Source organism: Parapusillimonas granuli (genome assembly GCF_013416525.1).
Lineage (GTDB): Bacteria > Pseudomonadota > Gammaproteobacteria > Burkholderiales > Burkholderiaceae_B > Parapusillimonas > Parapusillimonas granuli.
The window spans coordinates 396,845-419,908 of the sequence record NZ_JACCEM010000001.1; the positions used below are offsets into that span (position 1 = coordinate 396,845).

At 62.0% G+C, this 23,064-nt stretch carries 18 protein-coding genes; 6 read left to right on the plus strand and 12 right to left on the minus strand.

Annotation, left to right across the window (positions count from 1 at the left end; translation table 11 throughout):
• Positions 1-30: 30 nt before the first annotated feature.
• The 6 genes from H0A72_RS01875 to mads1 are packed head-to-tail and all read right to left on the minus strand — an operon-like array spanning position 31 to position 9,762.
• On the minus strand, positions 31-3,096 hold the full coding sequence (locus H0A72_RS01875; RefSeq protein ID WP_180153281.1) for a type I restriction endonuclease subunit R: 3,066 nt from the start codon (positions 3,094-3,096) through the stop codon (positions 31-33).
• The gene (locus tag H0A72_RS01880) at positions 3,093-4,175 is read right to left on the minus strand and encodes a PDDEXK nuclease domain-containing protein (RefSeq protein WP_180153283.1); all 1,083 of its coding nucleotides are present in this window, start codon (positions 4,173-4,175) and stop codon (positions 3,093-3,095) included. Before H0A72_RS01880 ends, H0A72_RS01875 begins: the two co-directional genes overlap by 4 nt.
• Positions 4,162-6,153: an NADAR family anti-phage protein gene (locus H0A72_RS22070; protein ID WP_246437025.1), complete on the minus strand. Its 1,992-nt coding sequence runs from the start codon at positions 6,151-6,153 to the stop codon at positions 4,162-4,164. The genes H0A72_RS01880 and H0A72_RS22070 overlap by 14 nt, the downstream gene beginning before the upstream one ends.
• Entirely contained in the window at positions 6,153-7,184 is a 1,032-nt protein-coding gene (locus H0A72_RS01895; RefSeq protein WP_180153285.1) for a phosphoribosyltransferase-like anti-phage protein, read from the minus strand. The genes H0A72_RS22070 and H0A72_RS01895 overlap by 1 nt, the downstream gene beginning before the upstream one ends.
• Positions 7,181-9,562, minus strand: a complete 2,382-nt coding sequence (locus tag H0A72_RS01900; protein ID WP_180153287.1) for a type I restriction-modification system subunit M — start codon at positions 9,560-9,562, stop codon at positions 7,181-7,183. Before H0A72_RS01900 ends, H0A72_RS01895 begins: the two co-directional genes overlap by 4 nt.
• A complete protein-coding gene (gene mads1, locus H0A72_RS01905) occupies positions 9,559-9,762 on the minus strand; it encodes a methylation-associated defense system helix-turn-helix domain-containing protein MAD1 (protein ID WP_180153289.1) in 204 nt (67 codons plus the stop codon). Before mads1 ends, H0A72_RS01900 begins: the two co-directional genes overlap by 4 nt.
• A gap of 189 nt (positions 9,763-9,951) precedes the next feature.
• On the opposite strand from mads1, the gene H0A72_RS01910 reads away from it, so the two are divergent.
• Genes H0A72_RS01910 through H0A72_RS01920 form a run of 3 tightly spaced genes read left to right on the plus strand, consistent with a single transcriptional unit; the run spans position 9,952 to position 12,078 of the window.
• Positions 9,952-10,608, plus strand: a complete 657-nt coding sequence (locus tag H0A72_RS01910; RefSeq protein ID WP_180153291.1) for an alpha/beta hydrolase — start codon at positions 9,952-9,954, stop codon at positions 10,606-10,608.
• Positions 10,605-11,813, plus strand: a complete 1,209-nt coding sequence (locus tag H0A72_RS01915) for an XRE family transcriptional regulator (RefSeq protein ID WP_180153293.1) — start codon at positions 10,605-10,607, stop codon at positions 11,811-11,813. Before H0A72_RS01910 ends, H0A72_RS01915 begins: the two co-directional genes overlap by 4 nt.
• A 13-nt stretch (positions 11,814-11,826) precedes the next feature.
• Positions 11,827-12,078 carry a hypothetical protein gene (locus tag H0A72_RS01920; protein WP_246814986.1) on the plus strand — a complete coding sequence of 84 codons (252 nt, stop codon included), beginning with the start codon at positions 11,827-11,829 and terminating at the stop codon, positions 12,076-12,078.
• A 154-nt stretch (positions 12,079-12,232) separates the two neighbouring features.
• On the opposite strand, the gene H0A72_RS01925 is transcribed toward H0A72_RS01920, so the two are convergent.
• Positions 12,233-13,438, minus strand: a complete 1,206-nt coding sequence (locus H0A72_RS01925; RefSeq protein WP_180153297.1) for a tyrosine-type recombinase/integrase — start codon at positions 13,436-13,438, stop codon at positions 12,233-12,235.
• A gap of 183 nt (positions 13,439-13,621) precedes the next feature.
• Positions 13,622-15,001 (minus strand): tRNA uridine-5-carboxymethylaminomethyl(34) synthesis GTPase MnmE, encoded by a 1,380-nt coding sequence (gene mnmE / locus H0A72_RS01930; RefSeq protein WP_425502532.1) that lies wholly within the window; start codon positions 14,999-15,001, stop codon positions 13,622-13,624.
• Between the two features lie 73 nt (positions 15,002-15,074).
• Between mnmE and H0A72_RS01935 the strand changes: the two genes are divergently transcribed.
• Positions 15,075-15,371 (plus strand): YciI family protein, encoded by a 297-nt coding sequence (locus H0A72_RS01935; protein WP_180153299.1) that lies wholly within the window; start codon positions 15,075-15,077, stop codon positions 15,369-15,371.
• A gap of 111 nt (positions 15,372-15,482) precedes the next feature.
• Here the strand turns inward: H0A72_RS01935 and H0A72_RS01940 are convergent, their stop codons facing one another.
• Complete coding sequence (locus H0A72_RS01940; RefSeq protein WP_180153301.1) at positions 15,483-16,919, minus strand: catalase; 1,437 nt, start codon at positions 16,917-16,919, stop codon at positions 15,483-15,485.
• Between the two features lie 182 nt (positions 16,920-17,101).
• The gene (locus tag H0A72_RS01945) at positions 17,102-17,641 is read right to left on the minus strand and encodes a VOC family protein (protein WP_180153531.1); all 540 of its coding nucleotides are present in this window, start codon (positions 17,639-17,641) and stop codon (positions 17,102-17,104) included.
• 96 nt (positions 17,642-17,737) lie between these two features.
• Here H0A72_RS01945 and H0A72_RS01950 point away from each other — a divergent pair, with 96 nt between their 5' ends.
• Positions 17,738-18,643, plus strand: coding sequence for a LysR family transcriptional regulator (locus H0A72_RS01950; protein ID WP_180153303.1), 906 nt, complete (start codon positions 17,738-17,740; stop codon positions 18,641-18,643).
• 22 nt (positions 18,644-18,665) lie between these two features.
• Here the strand turns inward: H0A72_RS01950 and H0A72_RS01955 are convergent, their stop codons facing one another.
• Positions 18,666-21,008: a cytochrome P450/oxidoreductase gene (locus H0A72_RS01955; protein ID WP_180153305.1), complete on the minus strand. Its 2,343-nt coding sequence runs from the start codon at positions 21,006-21,008 to the stop codon at positions 18,666-18,668.
• A gap of 111 nt (positions 21,009-21,119) precedes the next feature.
• The gene (locus H0A72_RS01960) at positions 21,120-21,914 is read right to left on the minus strand and encodes an IclR family transcriptional regulator (RefSeq protein WP_246437024.1); all 795 of its coding nucleotides are present in this window, start codon (positions 21,912-21,914) and stop codon (positions 21,120-21,122) included.
• Between the two features lie 155 nt (positions 21,915-22,069).
• Between H0A72_RS01960 and H0A72_RS01965 the strand changes: the two genes are divergently transcribed.
• The gene (locus H0A72_RS01965; protein WP_180153308.1) at positions 22,070-23,047 is read left to right on the plus strand and encodes a Bug family tripartite tricarboxylate transporter substrate binding protein; all 978 of its coding nucleotides are present in this window, start codon (positions 22,070-22,072) and stop codon (positions 23,045-23,047) included.
• Positions 23,048-23,064 lie beyond the last annotated feature (17 nt).

The window sequence follows — 23,064 nt, forward strand, 5'->3', positions numbered from 1 at the left end:
AAAGTCTTCGCCGACACCCATTTCCGTCTCTCAGGCGCCCGCCTGAGGCGGCGCGGGCGGTGTCGCGCCGGGGTGATAGGTGGAGTCGAACACCATGTCCGCCAGCCAGCGTTTGAAGTTAGCGTTGTCGCTGAACTGCTTGAACAGTTCGGTGTGGTCGTCCAGCAGTTCCAGCACCACGCGGTTGAGCGCTTTGTCGTGTTCCAGCCGCGCGTTCTGCTTGCCGGAGTTGGCCTGCGCGTTCTGATACGCCTTGTCCTGCGCCACGCGCGCGGGGATTTCTTCGATGATGACCTGCTTGATCTTGTCGGCGTCGTGCCACTCGATGTTGCCGAACAGGTCGTTAAACTGCTTGATGACGTTCGAGAGCCTGTCCAGGTCCGGCTCGCTACCGCCGCCACCGCCACCGGGCGGCGGCGGTTCGACGAAGGCGTCCGTGTCGTCCAGCGCCATCTTCATCGCCGCCTGCGCCTGCGCGCGATAGCTGTCCATGTCGATGGCTTCCAGCACGCCCTTGGAAAGGTCTTCTTCTTTCGGAGCAGGGAGCTTCGGAATCAGGAAATTCAAGAAAATCGACAGCTTCTCCCACGCCGGATGGCCGTAGGGCAGGATCGCCGACAGGAAACCATAGCTGCGCACGAACGCCTTGGCCTTGCCCTTGAACTTGACCTGATCGTCCTCGCCGAGCTTGCTGGCGTATTCGGCCACGCAGAGATCAAGAATGGGATCGAGCTTGTCGCGGTCGGCACCGGACAGATACAGCGCCACCAAGTCATCCACCTGCTGGGCGCTGTAAACCTGCTGCGCGTCCAACTCGGCCTTGATGTCGTGCAGCTTGTTCGGGTCGGTTTCGCCGTCCTGAATCGTGGCGCGGTAATACTCCTGAAACGCCGCTTTCACCGCTTCGGCGTTGTCAGCGAAGTCGAGCACGAAGGTGTCCGCCTTCTGCGGGTGCGCTCGGTTCAGGCGCGACAGCGTCTGCACCGCCAGCACGCCGGCCAGTGGTTTGTCCACATACATGGTGTGCAGCAGCGGTTCGTCGAAGCCGGTGACGAACTTGTTGGCGACGATCAGGAAGCGATACGGGTCTTGCTTGAGCTTGGCCGGAATGTCCTTGCTCGGAAAGCCGTTGAGGTCGGCCTCGGTCTTCTTCGACCCGCCGATCTCGAAGTCGCCCGAATATGCGACGATGGCCTTGTAAGGGCTTTTGATTTCGGCGAGGTAGTCCGACACCTCGCGCCAGTAGTCAATGGCGCGCGCAATACCGTTGCAAACGATCATCGCCCGCGCCTTGCCGCCCACCTTCTTCGCGCCGATCACCTGCGCGGTGAAGTGATCGACCATGATCTCCGCCTTGCGGCGAATGGCCTTGTCGTGCGACTCGACGTAGCGCCGGATCTTCTTCAGCGCCTTCAGCTTGTCCACCTGCGGATCGTCTTCGATGGTCTTGGCGACGTGGTAGAAGCTGTCCACCGGCGTATAGTTGGCGATCACGTCGAGGATGAAGCCCTCCTGTATCGCCTGCTTGGTGGTGTAGGTCAGTTCCTCCGGCGAGCGGAACTGCACCTTGTCGCCCACCGTCACCCGTTCGCCGAACAACTCCAGCGTCTTGGTCTTCGGCGTAGCCGTGAAGGCGTAGTAGCTGGCGTTGGCCAGCAGCTTGCGCGAAGCAATGCGCTTTTCGATTTCCGCGTTCACCGCATCCTGCGTGGAATCTTCCTCGAACTCCTCTTCAGTCACACCACCCAGCGCCTGATGCATCTTGGCCGTGGTCTTGCCGCCCTGACTGGAATGCGCCTCGTCGATCAGCAGCGCGAACTTCTTGTCGCCCAAGTCGCCAAGCTCGTCGAGGATGAAGGGGAACTTCTGCACCGTGGTGACGATGATCTTCTTGCCCCGGCGCAAGAAGTCGCGCAGTTCCTGCGCGTTGTCCGAATGGCCGAGGATCGAGGCCACATGGTCGTAGCCCTTGATGGTCTTGTGAATCTGGGTGTCCAGCGCGCGCCGGTCGGTAATGACGATGACCGAATCGAACTGCGCCTGAGTGTCATCCGCCGTCGTCTTCAACTCCACCAACTGGTGCGCCAGCCACGCAATAGTGTTGCTCTTGCCGCTGCCCGCCGAGTGCTGGATCAGGTAACGCTGGCCCACGCCGTCGGCGCGGCTGCGCTGCAGCAGGGCGCGCACCGTGCGCAACTGGTGAAAGCGCGGGAACACCGGCTTGCGGGTTCTGCGCCGCCTGCCGCTGGCGTCTTCCTCCTCGTCCTCCACCACCTGCGCGTAGTTCTCGATGATGTTCGCCAACGAGTCCTTCACCAGCACCTGCTTCCACAGGTAATCGGTCTTGATGCCGTTGAGGTTCGGCGGATTGCCCGCGCCGCTGTTCCAGCCCTGGTTGAACGGCAGGAACCACGACGCCTTGCCCTTCAACTCGGTGCAGAAGCGCACCTCGGCATCGTCCACCGCCATGTGCGCGATGCAACGGCCCGGCTGGAACAGCAATTCCTTCGGGTCGCGCGTGGTCTGGTACTGGACGATGGCGTCCGCCACCGTCTGCTTGGTCAGGGAGTTCTTCAGCTCGAAGGTCAGCACCGGCAGGCCGTTGATGAAGACCACCAAGTCCAGTTCGTTGCCGGAGTCGTTGCTGTAGCGCACCTGCCGGGTGACGCTGAAGATGTTCTGCTTGAACGCCTCGGCAGCAGCGGTGTTGCCCGGCGTGGGCAACAGCTTGTAGAGATCAACCGTCACCGGCCCGTGGCTCACGCCCTTGCGCAGCACATCCACCACGCCGCGTTTGGCTATTTCACCCTGCAGCCGGTGCAGGAACTGCGTGCGCTGGATGCCGTCGGCAGCGAGGTTGAGCGTTTCCACCGCAGTGGGCTGGGTGGCGTGCAGGAACTCCAGCAGCTTGGGCACGTCCAGCGCCACGTCGCGGTTGTAGTCGCTCGCCCGGCCTAGCACATAGCCGCCCGGCGCATACAAGGCCTCCGGTTCACCAACAGTGTTCGGTGTCACCGGCGGGTGCTCGCTGATGCCCGCCAGATGGCGCACGATCAGCCGTTCCAGGCCCAATTCGCTGGTGTCGGTCGGTTTCATATGCTCTCCAGCAGGCGGGCAATGGCTTTGGGCGACGGCAACTGGTCTTTCAGTTCCTTCGGCAGCGTCTTGGTGATTTCGTAGGTCGCCACGCCGATGGGCTTGCGCGCGTCATGCAGGGCGTATTCGACGATGGTGCGGGTTTTCTCCTTGCACAGGATGATGCCGATGGACGGGTTCTCGTCCTCCTGCCGCACTTGCGCATCCAGCGCCGTGAGGTAGAACTGCATCTTGCCGACGAACTCCGGCTCGAACTCGCCGATCTTCAACTCGATGGCAACCAGCGCGCGCAAGCGACGATGGAACAGCAGCAGGTCGATGAAGTATTCCTTGCCTTCCACCTCCAGCCGGTACTGGCTGCCCATGAAGGCGAACATGCCGCCCATCGCGCGCAAGAAGTCCTCGATGCGGGCGATCAGCGCGCGTTCCAGCTCGCGCTCGCTGTGCTGCTCGCCCAGTTCGAGGAAGTCGAAGGCGTATTCGTCCTTCACCGCCAACTTGGCCTGCGCGCGCAGGGCCGGGGTCAGCGTGCGGTCGAAATTGGTCTGGCCGAGCAGTGACTTCTCATAGCTCTGGTTGTCGATCTGGTGGGCGAGCACGTTCTTCGACCAGCCGAACTTGCGCGTCATGCGCAGGTAGAACTCGCGCTCCTGCGCGTCCTTGCAGCGCGACAGGATAAGCAGGTTGTGCGCCCAGCCGATTTCTCCAACCAGTGGTTGGAGTTTTGGTGCGGCGCTGTATTCCTGAAAGAACTGGCGCATGTACCACAGGTTCTGCGTCGAGAACCCGCCCACGCCGGGGAAGGCCGCGCGCAGGTCGTTGGAAAGCTGCTCCACCACGCCCTTGCCCCAGCCCTCGATCTGCTGGCGTTCGACGATCATCCGCCCGATGTCCCAATACAGGCCGACCAGTTCCTTGTTGACCGCACGCAACGCCGCGTATTGGGCGGACTGGATGCGCGCCTTCACCTCGGCCAGCAGGGCCGGGTAGTCCTTTGCCGTGGCGGCCAGCGCCGCGCCGGTCTTGCGAGCCGCTGGTGCGGATGTCTTACGGGCAGTCGGTTTCTTACTCGTTGCCATCGGCTTCCTCCTCGGCGGGGTCGGCGTCATCATCACCCAGCGCGGCAAGGTAGTCGTCGCTGACCGCATCATCCGGGCCGGGCCGCCAGGCGCGCAGGTCCACCTGACCGGTGACGGCATCGGCAATAAGGCGGTCGCGGTATTCGCGGATCAGGGTGATCTCCTTCTCGATCTCACGACGCACCGATTGTTCTTCGTAGAAAAAATCGGAGACTTCGCGTTGCAGATGCAGCGGCGGAACCGGAATCTTCTCTTTCATCAGCGAGCGCGGATTCAGCGGGCGATTGCGCCCTGCCGCGCCGCGTGAATGATGGTTGAGAATCAGGTCGCCTGCCTTGCTCAAGAAGAACGTGTAGAGATACTCCGGCGTGACAACATCAAATTTGCATTTGGCAATCGGGTAGCGATGAGACGCAATGCATCCATCATCTTCGGCATTGGCAACGGCAATCGCTCCTTCCCAAGCGAACTGTCCACTAAATATTAGGTCGCCTTCTTCGATTCGGAAGAAAGTCGAATCCCCAAGGTGTTTCCCCTCGGTAGGCGTCTTGTGGAAGATGCCGCGGCCACGGTTGAACATGCCAATCGGCGTGTATGTCGCCTCCGGCTCTCTGGTGATGGGCGTCGCCAGAAGCGAAACGACCCTGTCGAGTCGAAGGTGTTGAGTTTCCGCAGATGAAATCGCCTGTTCTGCAAGAACGCCACGCTGTTCGGCCATCAACGCGATGAGGTCGCGCTTGGCGTTGATGAAGCGGACGATGTGCGCATCCTGCGCGCGCAGGTAGGCGACGATCTGGTCTTGCTCGGGGCGCGGGGGCTGGAGCAGCGGAATATCGAGAAACTGGTTCGGATACAACCGCAGGCGCGAGGCGCGGATGCCAGTCGAACGCCCGATGTACTCGGTGGTGTAGGCACGGGTACGCAGCAGGTAGTCCAGATATGCCGGGTTGAAGCTGTCGGCGCGGTGCGGACGATACACGCCGTAGGCTGGGCTGACGATACCCGTACGCCTACTCGCACCAAGCGCCGCCATCCAAGCCCAAAGCGTGTTTATAACGATGTCGCCGGGCTGGCACAGCTTGGAACCCACATAGCTCGCCGCCTTGAACATGGTGACGTTTTTCTGGCTGCGCGGAGTGACACCCGTGAGGTGCGAGACGGAGAGCAATTCCTCCTGCCCGGTGCGCGAGCGTTCATCCACCTCGCGGAAGAAGGTCTTGGCGCGTTGCTCGTTCCAGTGCTGCGGCACGGGCGGCAGCCAACGCATTCGTGCAGGGCGGTAGCTCGGATACGCGCTGGTCGGAGCCGGTGGAGCCGCAGGCTCGACGCTGGCAGTGGCATCACCACCGAACAGAGAGCCTTGATCCTGCGTGTCGGCGGTCTGCAGTGCTGACGCACCTGCTGCCACTTCAATCGGTTGGCCGAACAGCAGGAACTGCGGAATGTCGGGCGGTGCAATATCGAGCGCCGCGTCGCGCCCCTGCTGCTTGACCTGCTCGCGCAGTTCCATCAGCAGCCTGCCCAAGACATTCATGCCGACCAGCGTGTCGCCGTCGTCAACGACCTTGGCTCCCCAAAAATCGTCCTTGCGTGATTCCTCGACGATGGGCCGCTCGCCGGTTTTCAGCAGCAGCGCGCTAAAGGTGTTCCAGTTGTTGGCCAGCTTCATGCGCAGGCTCCAGCGCATGATGCGCACGCGCACCTGATCCCAATCGGGGCGCGAGTCCTTGCGGTAGGGCTTGCTCCGCATCTTGGCCGTCATCGGGCTGATCTGGCCGATGATCAGCCTCTGCACATCGGGCAGGTGCGGGAAGCGACAAGCCTGATACAGCGCCTCGGAAGTCAGTATCCGCACGCCGTGCACATGAATCGGGTAGCCCCCGGCCATGTTGGACAGGCCGCCGAACGGCTCGTCGGTCTTGCGGAAGACGACGCTGTCTTTGCGGTTGTAGGTGCGGGTCTGATTTCTTCCGCCCATCAGAGATCGCCTCCCAAATCGGCAAACATCCGTCTCACCGCCGTCTGCGTGTTGGTGGTGCGCGGGAACAGCGGATACCACGGAGCATCCACCCAGAACGCCAGCGGCGCGTTGTTGGGGCAGTTGCGGTAGGTAACGATGAGCGAGCCGAAGCCCAGCGTTTCCAGCGTCATGTGCCCCAACGGGCGCTGCGTGTCGCCGAGGTTGGGGCAAATCTGGCGGATGCGAACGCCGGCCTTCAGGAACTCTTGCTCCAGCAGAATCTTGGCCGCGTCGCTGGAGTACAAGTTCGCCGTGCCGGGGTTGCCTGCGGTTCTGAGCGTGGGCTGATATTTCATCGCCGCCACGTAGGCTTGCACCGCCGGGTCGTTCGGAATCACTGTCGGGCGCAGCACGTCCGCCGTTGTGCTTTTGGCTCGCCTGTCCTCCAGCTCGACGGCTCGCCACCAAGTGATGCCGATGCTTTTACGCGATGCTCTGATGGCGTCTTGAATCTTTCCGCCCGCGTAATACTGCCCGCCGCTGTGCAGGGCGATGCAGATTACATGCACCTTCGCCTGCGCGGGGGCATGGTCACGAATCCAATTCTCCAGATCGCGTCGCACGCGGTTGCCGGTGAAGATGCCGTCATCCAGATAGATGAAAACCTCGTCGCCTTGCCCGCAGTCGTCGATGCCGAATCCATGCTCGTCCTCCAGTTGCTCGGAGAACAAGGCCAGCATGTCGGTCTGGCTGCTGCCGCCACCCTGAATGTCGAGGAAGTTGGCGGATCGCCAGAACCTGTCGGGCCTGTCGCCGGTAAGCTTCGCAGTGCGCATCGCGCCACGGAGAAACTTGGCCACATCCTCTTTCGAGAAGTAGATCTTCTTCAGGACGTGGTCGATTTCTTGCAGGATGGGCAACTGCACGGCAGCGTCGAACTGTTGCACCCAGCGGTCGACGTGCTCGGGGATGGGCTGCGGGAGCGAGCCGTTCCGGTAGTCCTGAATGGTGTTGGCGATAGACGCCAGAAGGTCGATGCGCTGGCTCATGCTGGGACGCCCCCCACGATCTTGTGCAGCAAGCCCTCGGTTTGCTGCTCCAGTTTCAGGATGTCGGCGCGAATTTCTGCCAGCGAGCGCAGCGGCGCGGGCTTGTAGAAGTAGCGGGCGAAGGAGATTTCGTAGCCGATCTGCGTCTTCTCACTGTCCACCCATGCATCGCTTGCGTGCGGCAGAACTTCGCGCCGGAAGAACGCTTCGATGCCGCCTGGTTCCTTCAGCGGCACCTGCTCGGTGTCGCGCAGATCGCTGTCGGGTTCGTACTCGACCATGAAGCGATCCTTGCCAACAATTTCCAGATACGCGCCGTCGAAGCCTGGCTCAAAGTGCTCGTCCTTCTTCAGCTTCGTGCGTTTGGCGACCACTGGCGGCGCTGTGTCGTCGCGCCAGCTCACGGCCTTGAAGATGACCTTTTTGTCCGCCGCGCCGAGCTTCTGGCCGTGCGCCTTCATCGCCGCGTCGAACTTGGCGCGGAAGACGTTGTGGTCGTCGAACACGGCCTCGCCCAAGTCCTTCTGCGCCAGCAGCGCCAGATCGAGCAGCGCCTTGTCGCGCTGCCATGTCGCGGCGTCGAGCAGCTTCTTGCGGCGTTTTTCCGGCACGGCCTTCTTGGCTGGTGCGCTGTCCTCGCCGTCTTCGTCGCTGCAGTCCGATTCATCCTCGCCGTCGCCCTTGAGCCATGCCTCGATTTCAGGCTTCAGTTTGGCGAAGTCGGTGTAGAGCTTGTCGCCATGCTGGGCGTAAATCTCCGCGCGCAAGGCTTCGTCGCCCGACGCGAAGCGCAGGGTTTCGATGGCGGCAGGCTTCAACTGGCTTTTCAGGCGCAGCGGGCGTTCGACGGTGATCTTCCAGTAGCCGAACTCCTGTGTGTCGAACCATTTGGATTGCGCGGTTTCCTGCGTCTCGCCCAAGTAGAGGTCGAGGATGCGCTGAATGTCGGCTTCGGCCAGTTCGCAGTTCTTCTTGCCAAGATTGCGGCGCAGTGGCTGGAACCAGACGCTGGCGTCGATCAACTGCACCTTGCCGCGGCGGTGCGCGGGCTTACGGTTGGCCAGCACCCAGATGTAGGTGGCGATGCCGGTGTTGTAGAAGATGTTGAGCGGCAGCGCGATGATGGCTTCGAGCCAGTCGTTTTCCAGCACCCAGCGGCGGATGTTGCTTTCGCCCTGGCCCGCGTCGCCGGTGAACAGGGCCGAGCCGTTGTGGACGAGGGCGATGCGGCTGCCCACGCCATCGGCAGGCGCGTTGCGCTTCATCTTGGACAGCTTGTTCACGAGGAACATGAGCTGGCCGTCGCTGGAGCGGGTGATGAGCTTGAGTTCTGGGTTGTCGCCGTGGCTGACGATGAAGCGCGGATCATTGAACCCCTGCTTCCCGCCCATGCGCTCCAGATCGGTCTTCCAGCTCTTGCCGTAGGGCGGGTTGGAGATCATGAAGTCGAATTCGCGGCTGCGGAACTGGTCGGCGGACAGCGTGGATTTGTCCGCGCCGCCGACGATGTTCTCCGCCGCCCCGCCTTCGCCCTTGAGCAGCAGGTCGGCCTTGCAGATGGCGTAGGTTTCGTCGCTGATTTCCTGCCCGTAGAGGTGGATGGAGACTTCCTTGCCGTGGTCGTCAGCCAGTTCCTGCAAGGTTTCCTCGGCCACGGTGAGCATGCCGCCGGTGCCGCAGGAGCCGTCGTAGAGCAGATAGGTACCGGACTGGATGCGCTCGGCCACAGGCAGGAACAGCAGCTTGGCCATGAGCTTGACCACGTCGCGCGGCGTGAAGTGTTCGCCCGCCTCCTCGTTGTTCTCCTCGTTGAAGCGGCGGATCAGTTCCTCGAACACGGTGCCCATGCCGTGGTTGTCCAGCGGCGGCAGCTTGACGCGCCCGTCGGCGTCCTTCACCGGCAGCGGCGAGAGGTTGACCTCCGGGTCGAGGAAATCCTCGATCAGGTAGCCGAGGACGTGGGCATCGACGAGCTTCTGGATCTGGTTGCGGAAGTTGAACTTGGTGAGGATTTCCTGCACGTTGGGCGAGAAGCCGTCGAGGTAGGCGATGAAGTCATCACGCAGGCGCTGCCCTTGGCTGCTTCCCTTGAGCTTGGCGAGGGTGAAGTCGGAGACGTTGTAAAAGGCTTGCCCCGCCGCCATGCGCAGCGCGCCGTCCTGCTCAGCCACGTGGTGCGCGTCGAGGAACTTCTTGCGATCCAGAACGTGCTGCTTGGTCGGCTCCAGCACGGCGTCCAAGCGGCGCAGCACGGTGAACGGCAGGATCACGTCGCGGTACTTGCCACGCACATATACGTCGCGCAGGCGGTCGTCAGCGATGTTCCAGATGAAATCGGAAATCCACTTGATCTGGCTTTGGTCTTGGTGTTTCGTCATGCCTTCCCCCCGCGTTGGCCGCCTGTTGTTTGCTGAGCAATCCACTGCTCAAGGTCGGCCTTGCGGAACCGCCAAGTGCCGCCGAGCTTGAACGCCGGAATCTTCTTGTCCGCCGCGAGCCGATAAACCGTGCGCTTGCCGGCCTTCAGATAGGCCGCGACTTCATCCAGCGTCAGGATTTCGTCTTCTGCTTCTGTCATTGCCCACCCTTGCCGACGTTGAAATATGATTGCCAAGTCCTGCCAATTCTCTCATACAACGGCAGATCAGACCAGTGGCAGATCTTCGGTGGAAGTGGTCATCCGGCAAATATTCTAAGAAAATACCCTTTAAGCGAAAGTTTTTTGATGTAGAATCCACGTATGCGAAATCCGATTATGGGGTTGCCAATGGCCCAGCCGACCCAAGAAACGATCCAGGACTTGCTCGTGAGGAACATCCCGCGTGAACTTGTCATGGGTCTCGAAGAAGCCAAGCTGGTCGGTGCCCAGCGTGCCTATGCCGCAGCGCGAGGAATGGATGACGGGCACTTGCCCAGTGTGGTCGGCCAGCTGCGCCACTTCCACATGAACGAGTCTTTTCATCGGGCGCTCGCTGTAGGCGGTGCGTCTCCATCGCCGCTTCGCGGCAACCAGATCATCACGGGCCGGGCGGGAATCTTCACCTTGGCACGCTTCAACACCAAGTACGGAGTCTGGAACAGCGGTCGGCGCAGCGAGACGCGCAAACAGATGTCCTTGGCAAACGCGGCCATTGAGCCGTTGGTTCAGCCAGAACTGTTTTCGGACTATGTGCCGCCATCGGATGCGGTTGTTTTTCTTGTAGCCTGTTTTGCCGGGTCGCTGCACGTTCAACCGGAAACCCCAGTCTCAATCCAAATTGCGGTACCAGACCGGAACATGGAAAGCTGGCTCTTTCGGGAACCTATCGATTTGTTCGTCAAGCGGTACGACCAGAAGCCGACGACAGTGCAGGATGACCTGGCCATGCCGAAGCTGAAGAAGAACATCGGGAAGCAGCAGGACAAATACGGAACGGGATCATGAGCCGGGGCGGAGTACAAGGATTCCAGAAGGATCGGCTTAGCCAGATTCTTGCTGCGCGTCGCCTGACCCAAGTACAGCTGGCGTCGATGGTAGGGGTATCGCCTGCGACTATCAGTAAGTGGCGCGCGGGAACACAGGCTCCAGAACGCGATGCACTCGACCGTCTCGCCGGCGTGGTCAATGTCACGCCGGAATGGTTTACGCGCGCACCCGGAGCGAAGCTGTCGTTGCCGCTTTTCCGCAGCAACGCTTCTGCACACGTCGCGGCGCGAGCAATGCTTGAGGCCCGCCTTGAGTGGGCACAGGACGTGGCCACCGTATTGATGGAGTACGTTGACTACCCCGTAGTCAACTTGCCTTCTCGCAATTACACGGATCCGGAAGAGATCACTGCCGAGGACATCGAGAAAGCTGCCTGTGAATGCCGGGATCTGTGGCGTCTGGGCCGTTCGGCGATTCAAGACTTGGCGCTTGCCGTGGAAGGCGCTGGCGTCATTCTCGTCCGGGAAGAAACCGGCATCGCGCAGATTGAGGGGCTTTCGGCTTGGAGCGTGGTGCTGGGTCGCCCGCTCATCCTCCTGTCTGCCGACAAAGACAATGGATACCGCAGTCGCTTCGATCTTGCCCATGAGGTCGGGCATCTTGTTTTGCATCGTCACATTCAACGCACAACGGACAGTGCTCGTCACAAGCTGATGGAGAAACAGGCACACTATTTTGCAGGCGCTTTTTTGCTGCCTGCCGAAACTTTCGCCACCGAGGTTCGCATACCACCGACGCTGGATGATTTGCTGCTGCTGAAGCGCCGGTGGGGCGTGTCTGCCGCAGCGATCATCATGCGCCTGAAGGCACTCGAGCTGCTGGATGAAGAGGGGGCTTTGATACTTTTCAAGCGCCGCTCTGCGCGTTGGGGGGCGAAATCGGAACCGGGTGACGGCGATCGAAAGCCTGAGCGGCCTCGCCTGCTTCGTCGCACAATTGATCTGCTGGTCGAAGAGAAAGTCATGCCCTTGGAAGCCATCCCGAGGCACATCGGACTGGCTGCGGGGGATGTTGAAGCACTCGCTGGACTGCCCGAAGGCTACTTTCAGGGAAAGACCAATGTCGTTGAGTTTGCGCGACTGAAAGCAACCCAGAAACCGGCTGACGACCATCCGGCTCTAGGTAACAAGGTGGTGCCGTTTCGGCCCGTGTCCAAATCCTGATGTGAAAGGAGCCATGATGTCCAAGAACACGAAACAGACGTCCACGCGAATCGGTAGGCTCGCATCCGAAACGCTGCAAAACAGTGGATCGTCACAAATCGCCAAGAGCCTTGCCGCGTCAGCCCTCGCCCAGCGTAGTGGTGACAAGCAGACCGGGGCGAAGATGGAAGACGTGGCCGCCCGTGTGCTGGTCAGTGGCCATTACGCCAACGACACAAAAGAACTGGCGGCCTCGGTTCTTTCCCAAGCCAACAAGCAGCGCTGAAGCAGAAAGCCGAGCTCTTCATGTCACAGAATCTGCGTTATGCGCAGTTGAAGACTCTCTGGCGTAAGGGAAAACTCATCGGGCAAAGGGAAAATCGATAAGGGAATAGTGCACAAGGGACAACGGCTCTACCCGAAAAAGGAAAAGGCCTCCCTCAAGCCGAAGCAGTGCCGATCACCAGATTCCCCGACGGCACCAGCCCGTCGATGTAGTCCGACCACGCCTGCAACATCTCCCGCCGCTGCTCGGCGTACTCGGCGCGGTTGTAGACACCGCGCACGCCGCCGATGGTGTGGTTCAGCGCCTTTTCCACCACATCCGAAGGCCAGCCCTGCTCGTGCAACAGGGTCGAAGCAGTGCGCCGCAGGTCATGGATGGTGAATGCCGGGATTTCCTGCCCCTGCAATGACACCTTCAGCGCCTGGTTCAGTGCATTGTTGGCGAATGGCTTGGTCAGGGTGCCACGCCCTGGCAGCACCCAGTCGCTGCTGCTGGCTAGCGGCTTGAGTTCCTTGAACAGAGTCTTCGCCTGGGTGGACAGGTAGACGATGTGTGGCTTGCCGGTCTTGGAGTTCTCGACCGGGATGTGCCATTCGCCTTCGTCCAGATGCACGTCTTTCCACTGAGCCAGCATCAGCTCGGACTTGCGCACCAGCGTCATCAGGATCAGTTGGAAGGCGATCTTGAATTGGCGGCGGATGTTGGATGTCTGCATGGCACGCAGGAACTGCCGGATCTCGTCCGGCGTCAGCGCCCGGTCGCGGGCGGCGGCGCGGTAGACGTGGCGCATTGGCAGAGCCATGACCGGGTTGGCCTGGATCAGGCCGCAGGTCAGTGCGTAATCGAACATGCGCTTGAGTAGGCCGCGCACCTGGCCTGCGGCGGCATCGAAACCTTGCTCCTTCTTGCGCCAGATGACGCTGCGCACGTCCTCGGCGGTGATGTCCCGGATCGGCTTGCTGCCGATGTGCGGCAGGATGTCCTTTTCCAGGTAGCGGCGCGGCATGGTCACGTCCTTGCGGTCGCGTGACTGGATGTCCTTGAAGAAGCGCTCGGCGAACTCGGCCAAGGTGGCGTCTTCTGCGCCGGCCACCTTTTCCTGCTGCTTTCTCTTTGCCGGAGACTCTCCCATCGCCACTTGGTGAGCCGCCTCGTCCCGCTTCAAGCGTGCGTTCTTCAGGGTAAGGGCCGGGTACTTACCGAGTGTGAGCTTTTCCCGTTTGCCATCCAGCCGATAGCGGTAACGCCAGACGATGCTGCCACTCGGTAGCACTTCGACGTACAGCCCGCGATCGTCACTGACGATGTAAGAAGCATCCTTTGGTTTGAGCGCTTTGAGTGCGGTATCAGTGAGAGACATGGGCCCTCCTTTGGGTCCATGAAAGTCAATAGTCAGGCTATTCGGTGAAATTGGACCCATATATGGACCCGAATAGCGATGGCTTTGACTGTATCACCGAATCACTCAGCAGACAAAAATCCCTGTATTTATACGGCTTACAGGCACATCATCAGACTTCAATGGACATCCCTGGACCCCATCTCACTTCCCGATGCAAAAACTAGAAAAAATCTCGCCCAATAAATCGTCGCTGGTGAACTGTCCCGTGATGCTGCAAAGCGCTTCATGCGCCAGGCGCAGTTCTTCCGCCAGCAAATCCAGGACGCGGTCGTCGTGGCTGGCGTGTTCCGCCGCCAGGTCCAGGTGATGGCCCGCGGTGCTCAGCGCGGACAGGTGGCGTTCGCGGGCGAGCCAGGGGGACTCGGTTCCGGGGTTCCAGCCGGCGATGTCCAGCAGCCTTTGGCGCAGTTCCGGCAGGCCGGCGCCGGTCTTGGCGGAGATGCCGATCTGGTTGGCGTCCGTTTGGTTTACGAGGAGGTTTTCCAGTTCGGAGGCGGATAGCAGGTCTATCTTGTTCAGCACTCTCAGCACGGGGGTGCGGGCCGGCAGGCGCTGGGTGATGGCGGCGTCGAGTTCGTCCTGGCGGGAGCGCGCGTCCTGCAGGTGGAGGATGACGTTGGCTTTTTCGATTTCGGCCCAGCTGCGGGCGATGCCGATGCTTTCGACGGTGTCATCGGTTTCGCGCAGGCCGGCGGTGTCGACGATGTGCAGGGGCACGCCCTGGATGTGGATTTGCTGCACGACTTTGTCGCGCGTGGTGCCGGCGATGGGGGTGACGATGGCGATGTCGTCGCCGGCCAGGGCGTTGAGCAGGCTGGATTTCCCCACGTTGGGCTGCCCGGCGAGCACGACGTGCAGGCCGTCGCGCAGGATCATGCCTTGTCTTGCCTGGGCGACCATGCCGGCCAGTTCGTTGCGGAGGGTGTCCAGGGCGGCGCGGGCCTGGTATTTTTCCAGGAAGTCGATTTCTTCTTCGGGAAAGTCGAGCGTGGCTTCGATCAGCATGCGCAGGTGGACGATGCGGTCGGACAGGGCGTTGACCTGTCTGGAAAATGTGCCGCTCAGCGAGGCCATGGCGCTGCGCGCGGCGGCTTCCGACGAGGAGTCGATCAGGTCGGCGACGGCTTCGGCTTGTGCGAGGTCCATGCGGTCGTTCAGGAAGGCGCGGTGGGTGAACTCGCCGGGCTCGGCATGGCGCAGCCCGAATTCCCTGCCGGTTTCCAGGCAGTGTTCCAGGATGCGGCGCAGCACGGCGGGGCCGCCGTGGCCCTGGAGTTCGAGTACGTCTTCGCCCGTATAGGAATGGGGGCTTTTGAAGTACAGCGCGATGCCCATGTCGATGGCGTCGCCGTCCTTGTCGTTGAAGGGCAGGTAGTGGGCATGCCGGGGCTTCAACGGTACGGAGAACAGCTTGGCCAGCAGGGCGTCCAGCGAGCCGCCGGAAATGCGTACGACGCCGATGCCGCCGCGTCCGGGCGCGGTGGCGATGGCGATGATGGGATCATGGGAGCGCAAGGTCATGGCGGGCGGCCGATTCGGCGGAAAGCGTAATACTATGCAGGCAGCGACAGTTTATCGTGAACGGGGAATGACCATGCCTTATTTGATAGAAACCTTCGACAAGCCGCATACGCAGGCATTGAGGCAGGCTTTGCGGGACAAGCACCTGGATTATCTGGAAGAGAACAAGGCCTTGCTGCTGGCCTGCGGGGCCAAGCTCGACGACGATGGGCTGGGCGGCAGCGGCAGTGTGTATATCGTCGACGTCGACACCCGCGCCGAAGCGGAGCAGTTCGTCAATGCCGATCCTTTTGCGCAAGGCGGGCTGTTCGAGCGCATGAACATCACGCGCTGGCGTAAAGCCTATCTGGACGGCAAATGCTATCTATAGCGATAGCGTCTAGCGGCAATATGCCGATGCAATAAATAGAAAATGCCCCGTGACGGGGCATGGGTGACGTTTGCCGATACTTCCCCCGCATGCGGGGGAAGTATCGCCGGCTTAGGCAGCCAGGGCCCGGATCGCCGCGGCCACGCCCGCCCCATAGGCGGGGTCCGCCAGGGTGCAATGGTGGATGTGGCGTTCCTGCACGTCTTTGGAGGCGCCCGAGATCGCGCGGGCGGTATTGTCGAACAAAGCCTGCTTCTGTTCGTCAGTCATCAGACGGAACAGGGCGGCGGGCTGCGAGTAGTAGTCCTCGTCCACGCGATGATTCCAGTGGTCGGCGGCGCCTTCGATCGAAAGCGGTGGTTCGCGGTAGTCCGGCTGTTCCTGCCATTCGCCCTGCAGATTGGGTTCGTTGCCGGTCGTGCGGCCGTAGTTTCCGTCGACCCGCATGGCGCCGTCCCGGTGGAAGCTGTGGTAGGGGCATTTGGGCGCGTTCACGGGGATCTGGTGGTGATTGACGCCCAGGCGGTAGCGCTGCGCGTCGCCGTAGGAAAACAGGCGCGCTTGCAGCATGCGGTCGGGCGAAAACCCGATGCCGGGCACCACGTTGGCGGGGGTGAAGGCGGCCTGTTCCACTTCGGCGAAGAAGTTTTCAGGGTTGCGGTTCAATTCCAGCACGCCCACTTCGATCAGCGGATAGTCGCCATGCGGCCATACCTTGGTCAGGTCGAACGGGTTGAGGTGATAGGTGGCCGCATCCTTCTCGGGCATGATCTGCACGTACATGGTCCAGCGGGGGAAGTCCTTGTCCTCGATGGCTTCGAACAGGTCGCGCTGGGAGCTTTCGCGGTCGCGGCCCGCCACTTCACACGCCTCGGCGTCCGTCAGGTTCTTGATGCCCTGCTGGGTCTTGAAGGTGAATTTCACCCAGTAGCGCTGGTTGTCGGCGCTGATGAAGCTGAAAGTGTGGCTGCCGAACAAATGCATGTTGCGGAAGCCCGCGGGGATGCCGCGGTCGCTCATCAGGATGGTGACCTGGTGCAGCGCCTCGGGCAGGCCCGTCCAGAATTCCCAATTGTTCTGGGCGCTGCGCATGCCGGTGCGCGGGTCGCGCTTGACGGCGTGGTTCAGGTCGGGGAACTTGAGCGGATCACGGAAGAAGAACACCGGGGTGTTGTTGCCGACCAGGTCCCAGTTCCCTTCTTCCGTATAGAACTTCATGGCGATACCGCGTATGTCGCGCTCGGCATCGGCGGCGCCGCGCTCGCCGGCGACGGTCGAGAAGCGGGCGAAGACGGGCGTTTGCTTGCCGACTTCCGAGAAGAGCTTGGCCCGGGTGTATTGGGTGATGTCCTTGGTGACGGTGAAGGTGCCGTAGGCGCCCGCGCCCTTGGCGTGCATGCGGCGCTCGGGGATGACTTCGCGGTCGAAGTGGGCGAGCTTTTCGATCAGCCAGACGTCCTGCAGCAGAACCGGGCCGCGCAGGCCGGCCGTCATGGTGTTCTGGTTGTCTACGACTGGCGCCCCGGCGGCAGTGGTGAGCTTTTTCATGCTGAGTCCTTTTTATGTGTTGACGATAGACATGGCATGGCGCGGTTAGCGGAACTGCTTTTCCAGTGCTGGGCGCCAGGCTCTGGAAGCAGTGTACCCAGGCCGGCGTTTTTAGTGAAATTGATTAATCTAAGCGCTGTGATAGGGTATGGCTATTCTGCGAGCCTGGATGATCTTGGCACTCAGCGCCGGAACTCCCGTTCGTGCAGAAAGGCCGCATGCTTGGGCGCGCGCTTGGTCTTGGACCATTCTTCGAGCATGTCCCACTTGACCGCGTCGAGCCGCTTCACCATGGCGGCCTCATCGGGGTCGGGACAAGCCAGTTCGACTCGATGGCCGTTGGGGTCGAAAACATAGATCGAGTGAAAAGCCCCGTGATCGGTGACGCCGAGCACATCCACTCCGTGGGACTCCAGGTGCTCCTTGAATGCCAGCAGCTCCTCGCGGTCCTTGACGCGGAAGGCGATGTGTTGCACCCATTCCGGGGTGTTGGGGTCGCGCCCCATGGGCGGCTTGGTGGGCAACTCGAAGAATGCGAGAACGTTGCCGCCCCCTGCATCGAGGAACACGTGCATGTAGGGGTCGGGTTCTTTGGTCGAAGGGACCTGGTCTTCGGCGATGGCCAGCACGAAGTCCATTTTCAGCATCTGGTTGTACCAGAGCACGGTTTCCTTGGCGTCCTTGCAGCGGTACGCGACATGGTGGATGCGATCGATTTTCATCATGGTCTCCTGATGGGGTGGATGGACATGTACATTGAAGCCCGTTGTGACATATCATTCAAACAGTTTTTTTTCATAGATTGATTGGGTTTTCCCATGAATGTAACTTTGCGGCAGCTGCGCGCCTTTCTGGCGGTCGCCCGTACCGGCAGCTTCACGCTGGCGGCGGAAAGCCTATACATCACGCAATCCGCGTTGAGCGGCCTGATCAAGGAGTTGGAGCAGACGCTGGGAGCGCGCCTGATCGACCGCAGCACCCGCCGCGTGTACCTGACCGAAATCGGGGAACATTTGTATCCAACGCTGGAGGGCGTGCTGCATGACCTGGACGGCGCGCTGCGGCAAGCCGTCGACCAGCGCGACATGAAAACCGGCCTGGTCCGGATAGCGGCCTCTCAACTGCTTGCTTCCACGCTGATGCCGGATCTCATCGCCGCCTTCCAAGCCTTGCACCCCATGATCCAGGTCCGGCTGGTGGATACCCCGGTGGAGGCCGTCATGGCCCGCGTGTTCGCCGGCGAGGTGGAATTGGGGATCGGCCCCGAGCGCGAGCCGAACTCCGACATCACCTCGACACGGTTGTTCGACGGCCCGTTCATGGCCGTCTTCCCGGCCGGCCACGCGCTCGATAGGCACAAGCGCCTGCGCTGGGCCGATCTGGCGAGCCATCCGGTCATCACATTGCAGGGCCAGTTCACCGGGCTGCTGATCCGCGATCTGCGCGCTTCCGCACCGGAGCTGGCGTTCGCGCCGTCCACCGAAGTCGCGTTCATGTCGACGGCGCTGTCAATGGTCAAGTCCGGGCTCGGCGTAGCGCTCTGCATTCCGTACGCCGCGTCGCTGATCGAAGTCTACGGCCTGCGGATGCGGCCTGTGGCGAGTCCTGAGGTATATCGTAGTTTCGAGGTATTCACACGGCGCGGGCGCACGCTGTCCCCCGCGGCACAGAGCTTCCTGGATTTCATCGGGCCGCGGATCCGCGCCATGCCGTATCTGCGCTGAGCAAAGAGACCGGACGCCGTATTCAAAGCGCCAGCACGATCTTCGTGCCCGCGGCGCGTGAGCAGCATGCCATCAGGCGCTGGTTGGCTGCGCGCTCCGCTTTGGTCAACACTTTGTCGCGGTGGTCGACGTCGCCTTCGACGACGTTGACCTCGCAGGTTCCGCACAGCCCCTCGCCGCAATCGCAAGGCACGTCGAAGCCGGCGGCCTGCAGCGCCTGCAGCAGGGTCTGGTCGGGCGCCACCGTCACACTGACGTTGGAGTCCTTGAGCTCCGCGACGAAACCGTGTTCCTTGTCGGGGTCGAGCGCCGAGCTTTCAGCGCTGAAATGCTCGAAGTGCAGCACGTTCTCCGGCCATTGCTCGCTCATGGTCTCGAGCTCGTCGATCAGGCGGTCGGGCCCGCAGGCGTACACGCGCGTCCCGCCATCCACGTCGGCAAGCAGCGCGCGGAGATCCATGCGTCGGCCTTCGGCTTTTACGTACAGGTTCAGCCGCGCGGCGTGATCCTGCTCCAAGCGAGCAAGCAAGGCCATCTGCCGGCGGGACCGGCCCGCATAGTGAATCTCGTACGGCTTGCCCAAGTGTTTGAGGCGGTCGGCCATGGCGAGCATCGGCGTGATGCCGATGCCGCCCGCGATCAGCACGAATCGCCGGCCGGACTCGTCCAGGCGAAACAGGTTCTTGGGACCCGCCAGCTGCAAGGTGCTTCCGGCCGCGATCAGGTCGCAGAAGTGGCGCGACCCACCGCGCCCGTCGGCCTCACGCTGCACGACGACCTGCAGGGTGTGCCGGTCGTCCGCACGGCCACAGAGGGAATACTTGCGGCGAAAGCCGCCGGCGATGAGATCGATATGGGCGCCCGCCGTCCAGGCCGGCAGTGCGCGGCCGCGCGGGTCGGCGAGCACGAAGCGGAACAGGCCGTCGCCTTCGATGTGCTTCTCTTGCAGCCGCACGGTGCGCGCCAGGCCGTCCTTGGACGGCGGGCCGATGTAGAACGCGCCGGCATCGGCCGGAGCGGCGGCGCCCGTGCGCTCGGGGTTGCGCGCGGGATCCCACTCGACCCATAGCTTGTCCGGGCCGCGGAACGAGGTGTTCGGCAGGTAGCGGATCGTCTGATTCTCGACCAGTCCGATGTGTGGCAGGCGGCGCGTGAATTCCTCCAGGAAAACACGCATCTGCATGCGGCCGATGTTCTTGCCCATGCACTGGTGGGCGCCATAGCCGAAGGTCATGTGTTCGACGGCGTTTTCCCGATAGAGGTCGACCTCCTCGGGATTCTCGAAGTGGCGGGAATCGAAATTCGCCGAGACCTGCACGAGCAGCAGCTTGCCGCCCTTCGGGATCGGGACCCCGCCGACCACGGCATCGGCGGTGGCCACGCGGCGCCAGGCGATTATCGAGCCCGACACGCGCAGGCATTCCTCCACGGCGTTGGGAATCAACGCCGGGTTCTCGCAGATGGCGTCCCAGGCTTCGCGCTGCCTCAGCAGCGTCAGGAACGCGTTGGCCGTGGCGTTGGAGGTCGTCTCGTGTGCGGCCGCCAGGATGGCCATCATCATGGAACGAAGATAGGACTCGGGCACGATGTCTGGATGGCGCAGGTGCTGGCGGATGGTCTCGTACATCCAGCCTTCGCCATCGGGACGCTTGCGCATGTCGTCCAGGATGCTCTGCGCGGTCTGCCAGAAGCGGCCCACATTCTCGGCGATCTGGAGTTGTTCCTGTGGCGTGGGACGGCCCCAGGTATTGAGGGTGTGCGCCACGGCGAACTGGCGCAGCTGCTCTGCGCCATCGTCCGGCACGCCGAGAAACTTGAGCGCGATGTTCAACGGGATCTCATAGAACATCTCGCTTACCAGTTCGGCGCGCCCCTTGTCGATGAAGCGGTCCATGTACTGCCGCGCCAGCGCCCGGACCATCGGCTCGTAGGCGACGAGCCGCTCGGGAAGGAAAGCATCCGTGAGCAGGCGCCGGCGCTCCATGTGGTCGGGCTCGTCTTCGTTCACCATCGTCCGGTTCATCGCGTAACCATAGCGCTGAAGGACCTGCGTCACCTCGGGAGTCGCCGGGGTGATCTTTTCGAGTGCGTTCGCGGGCGAAAAGAGGATGTTGTCGCGGAATACCGCCTTCACGTCCTCATAGCGCGTGACGACCCAGTAGCCCAGCTGAGGGCTCCAGAACACGGGCTCCTGCTCGCGCGACCAGCGCAAGTACTCCGCCGGCGCCTCCATGTAGGCGGGTTCGAACGGATTGAACGCGGCGGCGTTGCTGCTGACGGGGCATCCGTTCGGTCCGGGCAGAGTTGCCTGCGCTCGGTGATCGATGGGGCAACGGGACGCGCTCGGGTGCGTGGACGTGTTCATGCTGGGGGTCTCCAAAATCTAATAATGCGTAATTCTATTACGCAAAGCGTAGAAAGTGAAGAAGTCTCACCCGCGCATGGAGGAAACCCGCGTGGTGGTCGATCGAGATCGTCAGCTGGACAAGTAACCCATCGCTGCGCTGATGCTCGCCGCTTCGCCGATGATCTGCGAACAGACTTTGCCGTCAAGCCGGAAGTCAAAGCCGCTGCTCGCCCCCAGCGCGGTCAGGACGGCGCTCACATGGCCGTTCGCGTCGAAGATCGGGGCCGAGACCGCGGAGATTCCACGCAACAGCATGTCGCGCACGATGGCGCAGCCTTGGGCGCGCACCGTGCCGCACAGGGCCGCGATGGCTTGTGGCCCATTGGGTATCAGCGCGCGCTGGTCCGCCGAACCCGCCGCATACTCCTGCCGGGCACGCTGCTGGATGTCCGCGTTATCGGTGAAGGCGAGAAACACTTGGCCGGTTGCCGACCACAGCAGCGGCAGCACCGAACTAGGCCGAATGTTCACGGTCACCGGCAGAGGAGGTTCCTCCATGCGCAGTACGGTGGGGCCGATGTTCCCCATCACGGCGATGAAGCAGGTGGTCTCCAAGGACTCGCGCATGCGCAGCAGCGCGCCTTCGCCCAAGCGCACCGGGTCGCATTGGCGCAATGCGGCCAAACCCAGGCGGATGGATTCGGTGCCCAGATGGTATTGGAGCGTCTGGGGATTTTGAACGACGAAGCCTTCCTGCACGAAACTGGCGAGGTAACGGTGCACCTTGGCGGTGCTTTCCCCCACTTCGTTGCCGATCGCAGTGAGGCTCGCGGCGCCGCCCAGGCGCGTAAGCGCCTTGAGGATGGCCAAGCCGGTTTCAGCAGCCTGAACCCGTTGGCGTCGGTCATTGGCAGGGGAGGTCATAGTTCGCATGGGTGTCGGTCAGTGGGAGGGGCAGTCATAGCATAGTTCGCACGCAATGGCATCAGGGAATGTACGAGATTTTGACTTTACGCATTGCGTAATATGATTTCGATCAAGAATTTGTGCTGAAAATATGAAAATATCCCAGGAGTCCCATGATAAACCGCCGATTCGCAACCCGTTGGCTGGCCGCCGCCCTTGTTCTCACTTGCGCGGGAACCGTTCACGCCCATAGCTATCCCGCCAAGCCGCTACGTTGGGTCGTCCCTTATTCCGCCGGAGGAGGCTCGGATTTCCTGGCGCGGACCATTGGCCAGCAGCTGTCGAAACAGACCGGCCAATCGGTGGTCGTCGAGAACAAGCCAGGCGGCAATACGGCGATCGCAGCCGTGGATGTCGCGCGCTCGCCCGCCGATGGCTACACCTTTCTTTCGGCCGACAACGGAACGATGGTGTTCAACTCGGCGCTGTACGCGAAGCTGACGTACAACCCGGACACAGACCTGGCGCCCGTCACTCTGATGGGCAAGTTCCCGATGATTCTCGCCGTGGGACAGTCGTCGGACATCAAGGATGCCGGGGATCTCATCGCCCGGGCCAAGGCTCAGCCCGGAGAGCTCAACTACGGGTCCGCCGGCGCCGGCAGCCCGCACCACCTGGCAATGGAATTGCTCAAGGTCCACGCGGGCCTGCACATGGTGCATATTCCTTACAAGGGCGCCGCGCCGGCGCTGGCTGACTTGGCGGGTGGCCAGGTGGCGGCCATGATGGTGGACCTTGCGGCCGGCGCCGGCTTCATCAAGGGCGGCAAAGTGCGGCCCCTGGCCGTGGCCAACCCGACTCGGCTGCCGCAGCTGCCCGACGTGCCCACATTCGCCGAGCTGGGATACGGGAACGTCGAAGCCGCCGCGCAAGTTGGCATCGTCGCCCCTGCGGGTACGCCTCCCGAAGCGGTGTCCGCGCTTCAGCAGCAAGTGGCTGCCGCCCTGCAGGAGCCGGACATCCGCCAAAAGTTGGTCGACTTCGGCATCGAACCCGTGGGCAGCACGCCAAAACAGTACGCCGATCTGATTCAGGTGGAAGTGCAGCGCTGGCACAAGCTGATCCGGGACCAGAAGATCTCGCTGGATTGAAGCTTGCGGGATGGCGG

Excerpts from the sequence above, each read along its gene's own strand:
- mads1 (WP_180153289.1), bottom strand. The coding sequence starts at position 9,762 with ATGACAGAAGCAGAAGACGAAATCCTGACGCTGGATGAAGTCGCGGCC.
- H0A72_RS01940 (WP_180153301.1), bottom strand. The coding sequence starts at position 16,919 with ATGAAAAAGCTCACCACTGCCGCCGGGGCGCCAGTCGTAGACAACCAG.
- H0A72_RS01880 (WP_180153283.1), bottom strand. The coding sequence starts at position 4,175 with ATGGCAACGAGTAAGAAACCGACTGCCCGTAAGACATCCGCACCAGCG.
- H0A72_RS01915 (WP_180153293.1), top strand. The coding sequence starts at position 10,605 with ATGAGCCGGGGCGGAGTACAAGGATTCCAGAAGGATCGGCTTAGCCAG.
- H0A72_RS01955 (WP_180153305.1), bottom strand. The coding sequence starts at position 21,008 with ATGAACACGTCCACGCACCCGAGCGCGTCCCGTTGCCCCATCGATCAC.
- H0A72_RS01900 (WP_180153287.1), bottom strand. The coding sequence starts at position 9,562 with ATGACGAAACACCAAGACCAAAGCCAGATCAAGTGGATTTCCGATTTC.
- H0A72_RS01875 (WP_180153281.1), bottom strand. The coding sequence starts at position 3,096 with ATGAAACCGACCGACACCAGCGAATTGGGCCTGGAACGGCTGATCGTG.
- H0A72_RS01965 (WP_180153308.1), top strand. The coding sequence starts at position 22,070 with ATGATAAACCGCCGATTCGCAACCCGTTGGCTGGCCGCCGCCCTTGTT.
- H0A72_RS01945 (WP_180153531.1), bottom strand. The coding sequence starts at position 17,641 with ATGAAAATCGATCGCATCCACCATGTCGCGTACCGCTGCAAGGACGCC.
- H0A72_RS01895 (WP_180153285.1), bottom strand. The coding sequence starts at position 7,184 with ATGAGCCAGCGCATCGACCTTCTGGCGTCTATCGCCAACACCATTCAG.
- H0A72_RS01935 (WP_180153299.1), top strand. The coding sequence starts at position 15,075 with ATGCCTTATTTGATAGAAACCTTCGACAAGCCGCATACGCAGGCATTG.
- H0A72_RS01920 (WP_246814986.1), top strand. The coding sequence starts at position 11,827 with ATGATGTCCAAGAACACGAAACAGACGTCCACGCGAATCGGTAGGCTC.
- H0A72_RS01960 (WP_246437024.1), bottom strand. The coding sequence starts at position 21,914 with ATGACCTCCCCTGCCAATGACCGACGCCAACGGGTTCAGGCTGCTGAA.
- H0A72_RS01925 (WP_180153297.1), bottom strand. The coding sequence starts at position 13,438 with ATGTCTCTCACTGATACCGCACTCAAAGCGCTCAAACCAAAGGATGCT.
- H0A72_RS01910 (WP_180153291.1), top strand. The coding sequence starts at position 9,952 with ATGGCCCAGCCGACCCAAGAAACGATCCAGGACTTGCTCGTGAGGAAC.
- H0A72_RS22070 (WP_246437025.1), bottom strand. The coding sequence starts at position 6,153 with ATGGGCGGAAGAAATCAGACCCGCACCTACAACCGCAAAGACAGCGTC.
- mnmE (WP_425502532.1), bottom strand. The coding sequence starts at position 15,001 with ATGACCTTGCGCTCCCATGATCCCATCATCGCCATCGCCACCGCGCCC.
- H0A72_RS01950 (WP_180153303.1), top strand. The coding sequence starts at position 17,738 with ATGAATGTAACTTTGCGGCAGCTGCGCGCCTTTCTGGCGGTCGCCCGT.